Annotated in this window: 16 protein-coding genes; 8 read left to right on the plus strand and 8 right to left on the minus strand. The window is 70.3% G+C overall.

Annotated features, from left to right (window positions below):
- Positions 1–102 precede the first annotated feature (102 nt).
- The 3 genes from AC0IWM_RS03050 to motA are packed head-to-tail and all read right to left on the minus strand — an operon-like array spanning position 103 to position 2,214.
- The gene (locus AC0IWM_RS03050; RefSeq protein WP_056477766.1) at positions 103–423 is read right to left on the minus strand and encodes a hypothetical protein; all 321 of its coding nucleotides are present in this window, start codon (positions 421–423) and stop codon (positions 103–105) included.
- A complete protein-coding gene (locus tag AC0IWM_RS03055; RefSeq protein ID WP_471753004.1) occupies positions 407–1,339 on the minus strand; it encodes a flagellar motor switch protein FliM in 933 nt (310 codons plus the stop codon). The genes AC0IWM_RS03050 and AC0IWM_RS03055 overlap by 17 nt, the downstream gene beginning before the upstream one ends.
- A gap of 2 nt (positions 1,340–1,341) precedes the next feature.
- Positions 1,342–2,214 carry a flagellar motor stator protein MotA gene (gene motA / locus AC0IWM_RS03060; protein ID WP_056477769.1) on the minus strand — a complete coding sequence of 291 codons (873 nt, stop codon included), beginning with the start codon at positions 2,212–2,214 and terminating at the stop codon, positions 1,342–1,344.
- A gap of 153 nt (positions 2,215–2,367) precedes the next feature.
- On the opposite strand from motA, the gene AC0IWM_RS03065 reads away from it, so the two are divergent.
- Positions 2,368–2,571: a DUF3606 domain-containing protein gene (locus AC0IWM_RS03065; RefSeq protein ID WP_056477771.1), complete on the plus strand. Its 204-nt coding sequence runs from the start codon at positions 2,368–2,370 to the stop codon at positions 2,569–2,571.
- Positions 2,572–2,581: 10 nt separating this feature from the next.
- Here the strand turns inward: AC0IWM_RS03065 and dut are convergent, their stop codons facing one another.
- Both dut and AC0IWM_RS03075 read right to left on the minus strand, forming a co-directional pair.
- Entirely contained in the window at positions 2,582–3,070 is a 489-nt protein-coding gene (gene dut / locus AC0IWM_RS03070; protein ID WP_471753005.1) for a dUTP diphosphatase, read from the minus strand.
- Positions 3,067–3,954 (minus strand): HpcH/HpaI aldolase/citrate lyase family protein, encoded by an 888-nt coding sequence (locus AC0IWM_RS03075; protein ID WP_471753006.1) that lies wholly within the window; start codon positions 3,952–3,954, stop codon positions 3,067–3,069. The genes dut and AC0IWM_RS03075 overlap by 4 nt, the downstream gene beginning before the upstream one ends.
- Positions 3,955–4,299: 345 nt before the next feature.
- Between AC0IWM_RS03075 and pstS the strand changes: the two genes are divergently transcribed.
- From pstS to phoB, 6 genes are all read left to right on the plus strand, one after another.
- Positions 4,300–5,337 carry a phosphate ABC transporter substrate-binding protein PstS gene (pstS, locus tag AC0IWM_RS03080; protein ID WP_471753007.1) on the plus strand — a complete coding sequence of 346 codons (1,038 nt, stop codon included), beginning with the start codon at positions 4,300–4,302 and terminating at the stop codon, positions 5,335–5,337.
- 195 nt (positions 5,338–5,532) lie between these two features.
- Positions 5,533–6,507: a phosphate ABC transporter permease subunit PstC gene (gene pstC / locus AC0IWM_RS03085; protein WP_471753008.1), complete on the plus strand. Its 975-nt coding sequence runs from the start codon at positions 5,533–5,535 to the stop codon at positions 6,505–6,507.
- Positions 6,508–6,550: 43 nt separating this feature from the next.
- Entirely contained in the window at positions 6,551–7,444 is an 894-nt protein-coding gene (pstA, locus tag AC0IWM_RS03090) for a phosphate ABC transporter permease PstA (RefSeq protein ID WP_471753009.1), read from the plus strand.
- 51 nt (positions 7,445–7,495) lie between these two features.
- A complete protein-coding gene (gene pstB / locus AC0IWM_RS03095) occupies positions 7,496–8,314 on the plus strand; it encodes a phosphate ABC transporter ATP-binding protein PstB (RefSeq protein WP_471753010.1) in 819 nt (272 codons plus the stop codon).
- A gap of 101 nt (positions 8,315–8,415) precedes the next feature.
- Positions 8,416–9,141, plus strand: a complete 726-nt coding sequence (gene phoU / locus AC0IWM_RS03100) for a phosphate signaling complex protein PhoU (protein ID WP_471753011.1) — start codon at positions 8,416–8,418, stop codon at positions 9,139–9,141.
- A 29-nt stretch (positions 9,142–9,170) separates the two neighbouring features.
- A complete protein-coding gene (gene phoB, locus AC0IWM_RS03105; protein WP_056213308.1) occupies positions 9,171–9,875 on the plus strand; it encodes a phosphate regulon transcriptional regulator PhoB in 705 nt (234 codons plus the stop codon).
- Between the two features lie 70 nt (positions 9,876–9,945).
- Here the strand turns inward: phoB and AC0IWM_RS03110 are convergent, their stop codons facing one another.
- The 3 genes from AC0IWM_RS03110 to AC0IWM_RS03120 form a co-directional block, all read right to left on the minus strand.
- Complete coding sequence (locus AC0IWM_RS03110; protein ID WP_471753012.1) at positions 9,946–10,986, minus strand: matrixin family metalloprotease; 1,041 nt, start codon at positions 10,984–10,986, stop codon at positions 9,946–9,948.
- Positions 10,987–11,066: 80 nt separating this feature from the next.
- Positions 11,067–11,876, minus strand: a complete 810-nt coding sequence (locus AC0IWM_RS03115) for an SDR family NAD(P)-dependent oxidoreductase (protein ID WP_471753102.1) — start codon at positions 11,874–11,876, stop codon at positions 11,067–11,069.
- A gap of 136 nt (positions 11,877–12,012) precedes the next feature.
- Entirely contained in the window at positions 12,013–13,407 is a 1,395-nt protein-coding gene (locus tag AC0IWM_RS03120) for an MFS transporter (protein WP_471753013.1), read from the minus strand.
- 149 nt (positions 13,408–13,556) lie between these two features.
- Here AC0IWM_RS03120 and AC0IWM_RS03125 point away from each other — a divergent pair, with 149 nt between their 5' ends.
- Positions 13,557–14,576, plus strand: coding sequence for an alpha/beta fold hydrolase (locus tag AC0IWM_RS03125; RefSeq protein ID WP_471753014.1), 1,020 nt, complete (start codon positions 13,557–13,559; stop codon positions 14,574–14,576).
- The last annotated feature ends 13 nt before the right edge of the window (positions 14,577–14,589 follow it).

The raw sequence follows: 14,589 nt of genomic DNA on the forward strand, positions 1-14,589 counted from the left end.
CGCTCGTCAGGGGCTGCAATCGAACGTCAGGGAGGAGTCGGCCGGCAGCGGAGGGAAAAGGATCGGGGAAAGTCGGGCGGGGCGCAAGCGGATCGGCGCGCCTCAGCCGCGTTGGATGCCCTGCGCGGCCACTTGCGGCCCGCGTGTGGCCGAAGCATCGCGCCGGGCGGCCTCCAGCTCCGCGAGGAGGTGGCGCGCCTCGCCGAGGCGCTGGTCCAGCGCCTCCAGGATCTCGCGGCCCTCGGTGCTGAAGCTGCGCACCGCATCGCCGGCCTGGGCCAGGGCGTGGCCGGACTGCGTCAGGATGCGGCCGTACTCGGCCTGGGTCCGGTCGAGGCGCTTCAGCTTGAGGTACATCGGCACCACGCAGGCGCTCGTGGCCACGAGGGCCACGAGGAGGATGGTGTCAACCCACGGTGTCATTGGTCGTGCCTTCCGTGTCCTGTGCGATGGCCTCGTCGACCCGCAGCACGTAGGAGCCCTGCGCCTGGCCCATGTGGCACCAGAACAGCGGCCGGTCGTTGCCCTCGAGCTTCACCCGCGTCGACGGCGTCGCGTCGAGGCCGATGATCTGGCCGACCTTGAGCTCGGCGATCTCGCCCAGCGTCAGCAGGCGCTCCTCGAGCACCGCCCGCAGGGTGACCTCCGCCTTCTGCACCTCGGCGGCGATCTGCTGCGTCCATTTCGGGTCGCGGGCGGCGGTGTCGCCCGTGAGCACCTTCGACAGGGCCGGGCGCATCGGATTGACCACCGACTGGGGCAGGATGAGGAACATCTCGCCGCTGCGGTTCAGCGCCTGGATGGCGAACTTGGCCTCCACCGCCTTGTTGTTGCGTCCGCCGATCACCGCGAATTCCATCCGGGTCTCGGTCCGCTCCAGGCGGAACGGCGTCGCCGAGACCAGGGAGAACGAGGATTCGAGCGCCCGGCCGACCTGTTCGAGGATGGTCTGGGCGAGGCGGATCTCGAGGCCCGAGAAGGCGCGCTCGTCCTCGACCGGCGGCTCCGCCCCGTCGGCCCCGAACAGGGCCTCCACCATGGTGAACAGGAAGTCCCGGTCGAGGCCGACGAGGATGTGGCTGTCCCATTCGGGGGCGTGGAAGATGCCCGCCACCGCGTTGTTCTCGTAGGCGTCGAGCATCTCGCCGAAGCGGCCGCTCCCGAAGCCGCCGAAGGAGAAGTAGACCGGCGAGGCGACCAGCGGCTTGAGGTTGTCCGAGCAGGCCGAGGTGAGCCGGTCGAACACCACGTTCAGCATCGGCATGCGGTCGAGGGACAGGCCCCCGGCCTCGATCAGGCGGGCGCGGATGTCGGCGGCGTTCCCCGCGGGTCCGTCCATGCTCAGGCGGCCTCTCGCTGCGCGCCGCCGTTGACGGTGGCGTTCTCGACCTCGTCGATGGTCGGCCGGTCGCCGAGGGAGATGCCCTTGCGGCCGTGCTCGACGGCGATCTGCGGCACGGCTCCGCTCATGTAGGCGATCAGGCTCTGCTTCACGATGATGTAGACGTGGTTCTGCTTCTCGCGGATGGTCTTGATCTTGATCGCGAAGGGCGCGAGCACGCCGTAGGACATGAACACGCCGAAGAATGTCCCCACGAGTGCGGCGCCGATAAGGCCGCCGAGGATCTGCGGCGACTGGTCCAGGGCGCCCATCGCCTTCACGATGCCGAGCACCGCCGCCACGATGCCCAGCGCCGGCATCGCCTCGGCCACCGTGGTCACGGCGCCGTAGGGCTTGAGGCGGTCCTTGCGGTAGCCGCTGATCTCCTCGTCCATCAGCGCCTCGATCTCGTGGGCGCGGGCGTTGCCGATCAGGATCAGCCGGGCGTAGTCGCAGATGAACAGCACGAGGTCGGCGTTCTTGGCGACGTCCGGATAGGCCTTGAAGATCTCGGAATTGGCCGGGTCGTCGAGGTGCGGCTCGACCTCGTTGCGGGGCTTGGTCTTCAGCTCGCGCATCAGGGCGTGCAGCAGCCCGAGCAGCGCGAGGTAGTCCTTGCGCTTGGGAACCTTGCCGGTGAGGGCGTCCATGCTCGCCTTGCCCGTGTCGACCACCGTCTTCATCGGGTTGGCCATGACGAAGGTGCCGGCGCCCATCCCGCCGATGATGACGAATTCCCAGGGCTGCCAGAGCACGACGAGGTGGCCGCCCATGGCGACGAAGCCGCCGAGCATGCAGCCGATTGCGATGACGAGGCCGATCAGAACGCCCAAGGCTCAACGCCTCCGATGGGGGTGAGAAATCCGATGCAGCGGACCTACGCAGGATGGCTTGCGCGGGGCTGGACGGCCGTTCGGGCGTAGAACGCACCGGCGGCGGCTCCCGCGCGTTAGGCTAAGGAGCCGACCCCGCAACGCGAGACCGCCATGAGCAGCACCCCGTCCGACAACGACCACGAGCCGGCCACCGTCAACGTCTCGGAGCCCTGGACCCTGGCCTACTGGGCGCGCCGCTTCGAGGTGCCGCGCGAGGCGGTCGAGGCGGCCGTCGCGGCGGTCGGCCACGAACCCGCGAAGGTCGCCGCACAGCTCGGCCGGCCCTGGCCCTTCGAGGGCAGCGGGATCGTGTGAGGCCCGCGCCTCAGCGGCGCCCGGTGGAGCCGAAGCCGCCGGTGCCGCGTGCGCCGGCCTCCGTGCGCGGGGCCGCGTCGGAGCCGTCGCGGATCGTGAGCGTCGGCCGGGTCACCCGGGTGAAGACGAGCTGGGCGATGCGGTCGCCGGGCGCGATGCGCAGGGCGGACCCGCCGGGGTTGCGGTTCCAGGCCGAGATCAGCAGCGGACCCGCGTAGTCGGCGTCGATCACGCCGGTGCCGTTGCCGAGGACGAGCCCCTCGCGATGGCCGAGCCCGGAGCGCGGGAAGACGAGGCCGCACCAGGCCGGGTCGCGGATCGCCAGGCGGAAGCCGGCCGGGATCAGGGCCGGCGGCCCCTGGGGCGGCAAGTCCAGCGCCTCGTCGAGGCAGGCATGGAGGTCGAGGCCCGCGGCCTCGGCCGAGCCCCAGCGCGGAAAGCCCCAGCCGGAGAGGCGGGCGTCGAGGAGGTCGATCTCGACGGAGAGGTCGGGGGTCACGGCGTCCGGGCCGCGATGGCCTCGGCGAGGGCCACGGTGCGGCTCGCCTCGGCCGCGTGCAGGCGCTCCACCATCTTGCCGTCGAGGCCGATGACGCCGCGGTTGCGGTTCTCCGGCTCGGCGAAGGCGGCGAGCACGCGCCGGGCCCAGGCGACCTCGTCCGCGCTCGGGCCGAAGGCGGCGTTGGCCGGGGCGATCTGGTCGGGGTGGATCAGCATCTTGCCGTCGAAACCGCAATCGCGCCCCTGCGCGCACTCGGCCGCGAAGCCCGTCGCATCGCGAAAATCGTTGTAGATGCCGTCGATGGCGTCGATCTCGTAGGCGCGGGCGGCCGCGATCACGCTCATCAGCCAGGGCATCAGGGCCGGCCGGCCCGGCACGCCGAGGCGCAGCCGGCTCGCCTTGGCGAGGTCGTTCGGCCCGACCATGAGGCAGGCGAGGCGGGTGTCGACGTCCCGGGCCGAGCTCGCGATCTCGGCGAGGTGCAGGATCGCCATCGGGCTCTCGATCATCGCCCAGGTCCGGGTCTGGTCCGGCGCCCCGAGGCGGCGCAGGCGCGAGCCCACCGCCACCAGGGCGTCGGCGCCCGTCACCTTCGGCACCACGATGGCGTCGGGCCCGGCCGGCGCGATGGCGGCCAGATCCGCCTCGCCGTAGGGCGTGTCGAGGGCGTTGATCCGGACCACGACCTCGCGCGGGCCGAAGCCGCCCTCGGACACCGCCCGGGCGACGGCCTCCCGCGTCGCGGCGCGGGTGTCGGGCGCGACTCCGTCCTCGAGGTCGATCATCACCACGTCGGCGGGGAGGGTGCGGGCCTTCTCCAGCAGGCGCGGGTTCGATCCCGGCATCGCCAGGACGCTGCGGCGCGGGCGGATCTCGGTCATGGCGCATCCCTTGGCTGAGAGAGTCGGGCGCCGCACGACCGCACCCGGCAGCGGGGCCGTCCCGGTCCCTGGCGGACGCGACTCACCCTCGGACCCGGCGATAGCCTCCCGCGGATTCCGATTCAAGGCGCGGACCCGGTCCGCGCCCGGGCGCCGGTTCCCGTCCGGCCATCCCCGGCAAACTGCTCAGATCGCGCCCGGTCGCCCTGGGGCACGGCCGTATGTCATCGAACTGTCGCGCAATCGTCATACCGCCTTGGTCCAACCCGCCGTATGGCGCGGTGCACAACGGCGCGGGGGCTGCGGCTCACGGTGCCGATGCACGCTCCACCAGGAGACCAGCACATGAAATTCACGACCCTCGCCGCCCTCGTGGGCCTCGGCCTCGCCACCCTCGCGCCGGCCCAGGCGGCCGACATCACCGGAGCAGGCGCGACCTTCCCGTTCCCGGTCTACTCGAAGTGGGCCGAAGCCTACCGCAAGGACAGCGGCATGGGCCTCAACTACCAGTCGATCGGCTCGGGCGGCGGCATCAAGCAGATCCAGGCCAAGACCGTCGATTTCGGCGCCACCGACGCGCCGCTCAAGGGCCCGGCCCTGGAGAAGGACGGCCTCGTCCAGTTCCCCACCGTCATGGGCGGCGTCGTCACGGTGGTGAACATCCCGGGCGTCGAGCCGGGCAAGCTCAAGCTCACGGGCGAGATCATCGCCGAGATCTACGCCGGCAAGATCGCCAAGTGGTCCGACGCCAAGATCGCCAAGCTCAACGAGGGCCTGAAGCTCCCCGACGCCAACATCACCCCCGTCTACCGCTCGGACGCCTCCGGCACGACCAACATCTTCACCACCTACCTCTCCCAGGTCTCCGAGCCCTGGAAGAAGGAGTTCGGCGCGGCCACCACGGTCAGCTGGCCGGTGGGCCAGGGCGGCAAGGGCAACGAGGGCGTCACCGCCACCGTCAAGCAGGTCCCCAACGCCATCGGCTACGTCGAGTCCGCCTACGCCAAGCAGAACAAGCTCAGCCACACCCTGATCCAGAACAAGGCCGGCAAGTTCCCGCAGCCCGACGACAAGGCCTTCCAGGCCGCCGCCGCCAGCGCCGACTGGAAGTCCGCCCCCGGCTTCGGCATCTCGCTGACCGACCAGGCCGGTGAGAATGCCTGGCCGATCACCGCCGCCACCTTCATCCTCGTCCACAAGGACCCGGTCGACGCGGCTAAGACCGCCGACGTGCTGAAGTTCTTCGACTGGGCCTACAAGAACGGCGACAAGCTCGCCATCGACCTCGACTACGTGCCGCTGCCCGACGCCGTCGTCGGCCAGATCCACGACGCGTGGAAGGAGATCAAGGGCAAGGACGGCAAGCCCGTCTTCAACATGTGAGCCCATCCCTCGCGGGCCTCCGGCCCGCGAGACTCCGGGGGCGAGCCACCGCGCCCCCGCGACCGCGACGGACGAGACCGGCGCCACGGCGCCGCTCTCCCCTCGCCACCCCCTTTGGCAACGATCCGGTGATCCCCCCTCGCGCCGGCGACCGGCGCAGGCTAGGACGCCGACCGGTGAAGAGAAGACATTCGGATGGCCGCCTTGACTGACCAGATCGCCCTGACGCGCGACCGCGCCTCGGCCCGGAAGACGCCCGGCGGCCTCGGCGAAACCCTGTTCCGCGCGGCCTCCTACGGCTCGGCGCTCCTGGTGCTGTTCGTGCTCGCCGGAATCCTCGGCTCCATCGCCTACGGTGCCTGGCCGACCTTCAACGAGTTCGGCTTCGGCTTCATCACCTCCAGCGCCTGGAACATCGGGCAGGAGCAGTACGGGGCCTTCGTGGCCATCGTCGGCACCCTGGCCTCCGCCTTCCTCGCCCTGCTCATCGGCGTGCCGCTCTCCCTGGGCATCGCCGTCTACCTGACGCAGCTCTGCCCCGGCTGGGCGCGCAAGCCGGTCTCGATGACCATCGAGCTCCTCGCCTCGGTGCCGAGCATCATCTACGGCATGTGGGGCCTGTTCATGTTCGCGCCGCTCTTCGCCCGCTTCGTGCAGGTGCCGGTCTCGAACGTGGTCGAGGGCATGCCGATCGTCGGCACCCTGTTCTACGCCCGCGTCCCCTCGGGCGTCGGCATCCTCACCGCCGGCATCATCCTGGCGATCATGATCGTGCCCTTCGTGGCCTCGATCACCCGCGACATGCTCGACCAGATCCCGACCGTGCTGCGCGAGAGCGCCTACGGCATCGGCTGCACCACCTGGGAGGTGGTGCGCCACGTCCTGGTGCCCCAGGCCTCGGTCTCGATCATCGGCGCGATCATGCTCGGCCTCGGCCGGGCGCTCGGCGAGACCATGGCGGTGACCTTCGTCATCGGCAACGCCAACCGGCTCTCGGGCTCGGTCTTCGACCCGGGCTCCACCATCGCGTCGCGCATCGCCAACGAGTTCAACGAGGCCGACGGCCTGCAACTGAACTCCCTGATGGCACTCGGCTGCATCCTGTTCGTGATCACCTTCTTCGTCCTGATCATCGCCCGCATCCTCACCCGCCGCGCCAAGGTCGCCTGAGGCCGCATCGCCCCGGCCCGCCTCGAGACGTCAGGAACCCATCATGGACGCCGCCACCCCCCTCGCCACCACCGCCGCGCCGGCCCGGATCAGCCGGGTCCGCCCCGGCCGCCGGATCGCCGACAAGACCCTGATCCTGGCGAGCACCCTCGCCACCCTGATCGGCATCGTCGTCCTCGGCTCGATCCTGTTCATGCTGGTGGTCGAGGGCATCAAGGGCTTCTCGCCGACCCTCTTCACCGAGCCGACGCCGGGCCCCGGCTCCGAGGGCGGCGGCATCGCCAACGCGATCCTGGGCAGCCTGGTGCTGACCTTCCTGGGCATCCTGGTGGCGACCCCGGTCGGCGTGATGGCCGGCACCTTCCTGGCCGAGTACGGCCGCAACTCGAAGCTCGCCGACGTCATCCGGTTCCTCAACGACATCCTGCTCTCGGCGCCCTCGATCCTCATCGGCCTGTTCGTCTACACGCTGATGGTGCGCCCGATGGGCTCCTATTCCGGCTGGGCCGGCGCGGTGGCGCTGGCCATCATCGCCACCCCGGTCATCGTGCGCACCACCGAGGACATGCTGCGCCTCGTGCCCTCGACGCTGCGCGAGGCCGGCGCGGCCCTGGGCGCCCCGCCCTCCATCGTGATCAAGAGCATCACCTGGCGCGGGGCCAGCGCCGGCATCGTCACCGGCATCATCCTGGCGCTCGCCCGCATCGCCGGCGAGACCGCGCCGCTGCTCTTCACCGCGCTCAACAACAACAGCTGGTTCCGCTCCGACCTGATGGGCGGTATCCCGAACCTTCCGGTGATGATCTACCAGTTCGCGCTCTCGCCCTACCCGAACTGGCAACAGCTCGCCTGGGCCGGCGCCCTCCTCATCACCGTCACGATCCTCGCCCTCTCGATCGTGGCCCGCTTCGTCATCAAGTCCGAGCGCTCGCGCTGATCTCCGGCGCGCCGCACCTCCCCGCATTCCGACCGACAGGATCTTGAACCGATGAACGCCGCCCCCGGGATCACGTCCGCGCAGCTCACCGGACGCCACAAGGCCGACGAGTCCTCACCGGTCCGCATCGCCGTGAAGGACCTGAACTTCTACTATGGCAGCTTCCATGGCCTGAAGTCGGTCAACCTCAACTTCCACGACCGCCAGGTCACGTCGCTGATCGGCCCCTCGGGCTGCGGGAAGTCGACCCTGCTGCGCACCTTCAACCGGATCTACAGCCTGTATCCGGACCAGCGCGCGGAGGGCGAGATCCTCCTCGACGGCCAGAACGTCCTCGATTCCAAGGTCGACCTCAACGAGCTGCGCTCGCGCATCGGCATGGTGTTCCAGAAGCCGACCCCGTTCCCGATGTCGATCTACGACAACGTCGCCTTCGGCCTGCGCCTCTACGAGAAGCTGCCCAAGGCCGACCTCGACGTGCGCGTCGAGGAATCCCTGCGCAAGGCCGCCCTCTGGGACGAGGTGAAGGACAAGCTCAAGCAGTCCGGCATGGGCCTCTCCGGCGGCCAGCAGCAGCGCCTCTGCATCGCCCGCACGGTGGCCCAGCGTCCCGAGGTGATCCTGTTCGACGAGCCGACCTCGGCCCTCGACCCGATCTCCACCGGCCGTATCGAGGAGCTGATCGAGCAGCTGCGCTCGGAATTCACCATCGTCATCGTCACGCACAACATGCAGCAGGCCGCGCGCATCTCGCAGTTCACCGCCTTCATGTACCTCGGCGAGCTGGTGGAATTCGGCCCGACGACGCGCATCTTCATGAATCCGGAGAAGCGCCAGACGCAGGACTACATCACCGGCCGCTTCGGCTGATCCTCGGCAGGCCGGAACCGACCCGCGTGGGCCGGTGGCGGCCCGCGCCAGACACCATCAGGGCGGGCACCGGACAGGAGGCCCGATCGAGGAGCACACCCATGCCCGACCACATCGTCACTTCCTACGACACCGACCTCGAAGATCTGCGCCGCTCGATCTCCGAGATGGGCGGCATCGCCGAGAAGATGATGACCGAGGCCGGAGAGGCCCTGGTGCGCCGGGATTCGCCCCTGGCCCAGGCGGTGATTTCCGCCGATACCCGCCTCGACACCCTCCAGCGCGAGATCGAGGAGCGGGCGATCCTGCTCATCGCCCGGCGCCAGCCCCTGGCGATCGACCTGCGCGAGACGGTGACGGCGATCCGCGTCTCGAACGACATCGAGCGCATCGGGGATCTGGCCAAGAACGTCGCCAAGCGCGTGGTCGCGATCGCCGACCAGGTCCAGCCGCAGAAGATCGTCATCGGCGTCCAGCACATGAGCGACCTGGTGCAGGAGCAGCTCAAGGACGTCCTCGACGCCTATGCCAGCCGGGACATCAAGGCCGCCCTCGACGTGTGGGAGCGCGACGACGCCATCGACGCGCTCTACAACTCGCTGTTCCGCGAACTCCTGACCTACATGATGGAGGATCCGCGCAACATCTCGTTCTGCACGCACCTCCTGTTCGTGGCCAAGAACATCGAGCGCATCGGCGACCACACCACCAACATCGCCGAGACGATCCACTACCTCGTCACCGGCGAGAACCTCCTGGCCGAGCGCGAGCGCCCGAAGAACGACGCCTCCAACTACGCCACCGTGGACATGCCCGGCGCGGCCTGAACCCGTGCCGGTCTGATCGAAAGCGCACGATGAGTACGCGTATCCTGATCGTCGAGGACGAGGAGGCCCTCACCCTCCTCCTCCGCTACAACCTCGAGGCCGAGGGATTCATCGTCGACTCGGCCGCGCGCGGCGACGAGGCGGACCTGCGCCTGCAGGAGCAGGTCCCCGACCTCGTCCTGCTCGACTGGATGCTGCCGGCCCTGTCGGGCATCGAGCTCTGCCGCCGCATCCGCGCCCGGCGCGAGACGGAGCGGCTGCCGGTGATCATGCTCACCGCCCGCGGCGAGGAGGGCGACCGCATCCGCGGCCTCGGCACGGGGGCGGACGACTACATCGTGAAGCCGTTCTCGGTGCCCGAGCTCCTCGCCCGGGTCCGTGCCCTGCTCCGCCGGGCCAAGCCCGCCCACGTCGCCAACCTGCTGGTGGCCGGCGACATCGAGCTCGACCGGGTCAGCCACCGCATCCGCCGGGAAGGCCGCGAGATCCATCTCGGGCCGACGGAATTCAAGCTCCTCGAATTCCTGATGCAGAGCCCCGGCCGGGTGTTCTCCCGCGAGCAGCTCCTCGACGGCGTCTGGGGCCACGACGTCTACATCGACGAGCGCACGGTCGACGTCCATGTCGGGCGCCTGCGCAAGGCCCTCAACCGCCCGCGCCAGAGCGACCCGATCCGCACCGTGCGCGGCTCGGGCTACTCCTTCGACGAGATGTTCGAGGCGGAGGCCGAGTAGCTCAGCCGAGCAACTCGGCCGAAGGGCCGGCCCCCGAACGGCCGATTGCGGTCGGCGCCCGGGTTCGCCCTCAGGCGAACAGCATGGTGTCGGTGGGCAGGTGGACGGTGAAGCCCTTGCCCTCGTCGACCCAGTTTGGGCCGGCGGCGCCGTGGTTGATGCCGTTGGCCTCCTCGGCACTGCCAGCGAAGTGATGCTGGCCGGTCTGGGTGTTGTAGAAGCGCTCCAGGGTCAATCCGCCCGACGCACTCGCATCCGCGTAGGCCTCGAAGGCCACGCCCTCGTACTTGTAGCTCGGCGCGGTCTTCAGGACCTGGTCGCGCTCGGCGACGCTCGTCGTGAAGAAGTGGGCGTTCGAGACCGTGTCGAAGAACCGGAACACGTCGACGGTGTCGGCGCCCTTGGCCGGAGTCGCCCAAGGGGTGCCCTCGTAGGTGAACCACGGCAGCGTCTGCTGGATCTGCAGCTTCTCCGCCGTGCTCGTCGTGTAGAAGTGATCGCCCGTATGCGTGTCGTAGAAGCGGTACACCGCCGTGACGGCGCTGGTGACGGGGCTGGCGGTGACGGGGGCCGCCGGGGTCGCCACGACCACCGCCGGGGCGCTCGGCGCGCCGTAGAGGGCCTGGATTCCCGCGATGTCGCCGGCGCCGAGGGTGGTGATGGCGGGATTGAGGATCGCGTTCATCACCTCGGGCTTGGCGTTGTAATGGTCGAGCCCGAGGGCGTGGCCGATCTCGTGCAGGGCGACGACGGCGAGGTCGACGTTCTGGTTGCTGATCACGCGGGCGCCGGAGGCGTGCCAGCCCTCGCCGCTGTCGAAGGTCACGGCGGCGGATTGCATGCGCTGGCCGCTGTAGGAATAGTTGGCGTAGCCCAGGGTGTTGCCGAGGCCGTCGATGCCGCCGAGGGTGAAGTCGATCTGGGCGGTCGCCGTCGAGGCGACCTGCTGGAACGCGATGTTCGCGGCGGTGGCCCAGGTCGCGAAGGCGCCCTGGAGGATGCCGAGGAAGGTGGTCGGGATCGTGCCGTCGACGGCCCAGGTCACGGTGCCACCGCCCGTTCCCGCCGCGCCCGCGCCCCAGCGCGGACCCTCCAGCGCATAATCCCCCATCGGCTCCCCTCCCGTCCGTTCGGGCCAGGGTCGGTCGGAGAGCTTACGATTGCCTTAACCGCACCCGCCGGTGCGGTCCCTCACACGATGCTGCGCACGACGCCGCCGTCGACGCGAAGCGCCGCGCCGCTGGTGGCGCTGGCGGCCGGGCTGCAGATGTAGGCGACCATGCTGGCCACCTCCTCGACGGTGGCGAGGCGGCCGATCAGCGAGGTCGGGCGATGCTCGGCGACGAAGGCGCGGCCCGCGGCGTCGAGGTCGACCTCGCCTCCCGTTCCCGCCTGCCCCTGCGCCATGCTCTTCATGAACTCGGCCACGCCCTCCGACAGGGTCGGGCCCGGCAGCACGCTGTTCACGGTGACGCCGCTGCCGGACACGGTCTCGGCGAGGCCTCGGGCGACGGCGAGCTGCGCGGTCTTCGTCATTCCGTAATGGACCATCTCCACCGGGATGTTCACGCCGGATTCGGAGGAGATGAAGACCACGCGGCCCCAGCCGCGCGTCACCATGCCGGGGGTGTAGGCCCGCGACAGACGCACGCCGCTCATCACGTTGGTGTCGAAGAAGCGATGCCAGTCCTCGTCCGGAATCTCGAAGAAGGGCTTGGGCTCGAAGATGCCGGTGTTGTTCACGAGGATGTCGACGTCCGGCAGACCGGCGACCACGCGGGCCGCGCCGTCCGTGCTGGCGACGTCGCCGGGCGCTCCGATGAAGCCGGCATGGCCGGTCTCCCGCTTCAGGCGCTCGACGGCGTCGCGGACGCGGTCCTGCATGCGCCCGTTGATCGCCACGTTGGCCCCGAGTTCGCCCAGCGCCTTGGCGATGGCGTAGCCGATGCCGCTGGTGGATCCGCTGACGAGGGCGCGCTTGCCGGACAGGTCGAGATGCATGGGATCGTCCTTCGTGAGGGTCTCGGCCCCCGTGCGGCCTGTGACCGCCCGCGGGCCGGGGCCGTGGGAGGCCTTCGTGCGGATCAACGCGCGGGACGGGACCTGGTGCGATCGCCCTCCGTTTCGGCCTTCCGCCTCAGCCCTCCGGCCGCCGCCGCAGGACGCTCGTCACCGCGCCGAGGCTCGCGAGGCCGACGGCGCACCACAGGGTCGCGGCCACCGGGCCGGCCGGCGCGCTTCCCTGGTGCAGCCCGAAGATCACCGCCACCAGGGCGGCGCCGAAGGATTGGCCGGTGAGGCGCGCGGTGGATTGCATGCCGCTCGCCCCGCCGCTGCGGTCGCGCGGGGCGCTGGTGATGATGACCTTGTTGTTGGGAGACTGGAACAGGCCGAAGCCGAGGCCGCACAGCGTGAGGCGCCAGGCGATGTCCAGGTGCGAGGCGCCCTCGGGCAGCAGCGCGGTCGCCGCGAGGCCCGTGGCCATCAGGGCGAGGCCGAGGCCGCCGAGCAGCCCCGGGGCATAGCGGTCGGCGAGGCGCCCCGAGATCGGCGCCATCAGGGCGATGGCGATCGGCCACGGCGTCATCAGGAAGCCGGTCTGCGTCTCGGAGAGGTGCAGCACGTCCTGGAAGTAGAAGGGCAGGGCGACGTAGGCCATCATCTGCGCCGAGAAGGAGGCGATCGAGCTCGCCATCGACAGCGCGAAGGCCGGGATCCGCAGGAGGTCGACGGGCAGGAGCGGGCGCGCCATCCGGGTCTGCGTCCAGACGAAGACCGCGCCGATCGCCAGAGCCGCACCGATCTCCGCCAGCGCCACGCCCCGCGTCGCCGGGTCGCCGAGGCCGTCGACGCCGATGATGAGGAGCCCGAAGGTCAGGGCGTTGAGCACGGCGCTGCGAAGGTCGAAGCGCCCGCCGCTCCGGGGCGTCACCGGGAGGGTGCGGGCGCCCACCGTCAGCGCCACGAGACCCACCGGCAGGTTGACGAGGAACAGCCAGGGCCAGGTCGCCACGGACAGGATCGCGGCCGCCACCGTCGGCCCTGCGGCGGAGGCCATCGCCACCACCAGGGCGACGTTGCCGACGCCGCGCCCGATCAGCCGGTGCGGGTAGATGAAGCGCACCAGGGCGATGTTCACGCTCATGATCCCGGCCGCCCCCAGCCCCTGGGCGATCCGCGCCGCCACCAGCCAGTCGAGGGTGGGGGCGAAGGCGCAGGCCACCGAGGCCGCCGTGAACAGGACGAGGCCGGTGAGGTAGACCCGGCGATAGCCGAGGATGTCGCCGAGGGACGCGAGCGGGAGCAGCGCGGCCGTCACCGCGATCTGGAAGCTGTTGGTCACGAAGATCGCCGCGGAGGGCTCGACCGCGAGGTCCTTGGCGATCACCGGCAGGGCGACGTTGACGATCGCTCCGTCGAGCACCGCCATGGTCATGGCGAGGCCGATCGCCAGGAGCGCCAGCATGCGCTCGCGCACCGGCAATCCGTCCGTCACGGGCTCCGCCGCGGCGCTGGGGGCATGCTTCGTCATGGGCGGACCCCTGGGACGCTGCGGCGGGTTTCGCAAGGGCCGGCGCGACTCGGCGTGTCCTTTGTCACCTCGATCCGGCGGTCCGCGGCCGGAACCTGCGCTATGTCGGACGGGACGCGCCCGACCGCGCGCCGCTGCCGGGAACCCACATGGACGCGCTCCTCAAGATCTCCGCCCTCCTGCTGGCGGCCCAGATGTCCCTGGCGCCTGTCTCCGCCCAGACCGCCGGGACGGACGCCGCACCCCTCGGCATCGGGCTCGAAGGCTTCGCCTATCCCTACCCGGTCTTCTTCCTCGAGCGGATGCGCGACGGCGAGCGCCAGCGCCTCGCCTACATGGACGTGGCCGCCGAGGGTCAGGCCAACGGGCGCACCGTCCTCCTCCTGCACGGGCGCAATTTCCCGTCGAGCTACTGGCAGCCGGTGATCCAGGCGCTCACCCGCGCCGGCTACCGTGTGGTCGCTCCGGACCAGCTCGGCTTCGGCAAGTCGGCCAAGCCCGTGGGGGCCTACACCTTCGACGCGATGGCGGCCGACACCGTGGCGCTGCTCGATTCCCTGAGCCTGCCGCGGGTCGACGTGGTGGCCCATTCCATGGGCGGCATGCTGGCGGTGCGCCTGACCCGCAACGCCCCGACGCGGGTCAACAGCCTCGTGCTCGAAGCACCGATCGGCCTGGAGGATTACCGGTTCACGGTGCCGCCGGTCTCCGACGCCACCCTGCTGCGCCTGGAGGGCGACGCCACCGCGGAATCCTACCGGCGCCAGCTCATGACCAACTACGCCCTGTCGCTGCCGGCCTCGGCCATCGAGCCCTTCGTGTCCCTGCGCGAGCGGGTGAAGGGCTCGGGCGAGTATCCGCGCTGGCTCCAGTCCTTCGTCAATTCCTACCAGGCGATCTGGGGCCAGCCGGTGGTGCACGAGATCCCGCTGATCCCGGTCCCGACCCTCTTCATCATGGGCGAGAACGACCACAACGCGCCCGGCAAGCCCTTCGCGCCGGAAGCCCTGCGGGCGGGGATGGGGCGCAATGCCGAGCATGCGCGGACGCTGGCCGGCCAGATGCCGAGCGGCCGCGCGGTGGTCCTTCCGGGCATCGGCCACCTCGTCCACATGGAGGCCACGGACCAGTTCAACAGCCTGACGCTCGAATTCCTCGACGGGCACTGAGCGCCGGGCCACC

The organism is Methylobacterium sp. AC433 (assembly GCF_979253015.1).

Bases quoted from the DNA above. Each gene is read 5' to 3' on its own strand.
- AC0IWM_RS03075 (WP_471753006.1), bottom strand. From the start codon at position 3,954: ATGACCGAGATCCGCCCGCGCCGCAGCGTCCTGGCGATGCCGGGATCG.
- pstC (WP_471753008.1), top strand. From the start codon at position 5,533: ATGGCCGCCTTGACTGACCAGATCGCCCTGACGCGCGACCGCGCCTCG.
- AC0IWM_RS03050 (WP_056477766.1), bottom strand. From the start codon at position 423: ATGACACCGTGGGTTGACACCATCCTCCTCGTGGCCCTCGTGGCCACG.
- pstA (WP_471753009.1), top strand. From the start codon at position 6,551: ATGGACGCCGCCACCCCCCTCGCCACCACCGCCGCGCCGGCCCGGATC.
- AC0IWM_RS03110 (WP_471753012.1), bottom strand. From the start codon at position 10,986: ATGGGGGATTATGCGCTGGAGGGTCCGCGCTGGGGCGCGGGCGCGGCG.
- AC0IWM_RS03120 (WP_471753013.1), bottom strand. From the start codon at position 13,407: ATGACGAAGCATGCCCCCAGCGCCGCGGCGGAGCCCGTGACGGACGGA.
- phoB (WP_056213308.1), top strand. From the start codon at position 9,171: ATGAGTACGCGTATCCTGATCGTCGAGGACGAGGAGGCCCTCACCCTC.
- AC0IWM_RS03115 (WP_471753102.1), bottom strand. From the start codon at position 11,876: ATGCATCTCGACCTGTCCGGCAAGCGCGCCCTCGTCAGCGGATCCACC.
- pstS (WP_471753007.1), top strand. From the start codon at position 4,300: ATGAAATTCACGACCCTCGCCGCCCTCGTGGGCCTCGGCCTCGCCACC.
- phoU (WP_471753011.1), top strand. From the start codon at position 8,416: ATGCCCGACCACATCGTCACTTCCTACGACACCGACCTCGAAGATCTG.
- AC0IWM_RS03065 (WP_056477771.1), top strand. From the start codon at position 2,368: ATGAGCAGCACCCCGTCCGACAACGACCACGAGCCGGCCACCGTCAAC.
- pstB (WP_471753010.1), top strand. From the start codon at position 7,496: ATGAACGCCGCCCCCGGGATCACGTCCGCGCAGCTCACCGGACGCCAC.
- AC0IWM_RS03125 (WP_471753014.1), top strand. From the start codon at position 13,557: ATGGACGCGCTCCTCAAGATCTCCGCCCTCCTGCTGGCGGCCCAGATG.
- AC0IWM_RS03055 (WP_471753004.1), bottom strand. From the start codon at position 1,339: ATGGACGGACCCGCGGGGAACGCCGCCGACATCCGCGCCCGCCTGATC.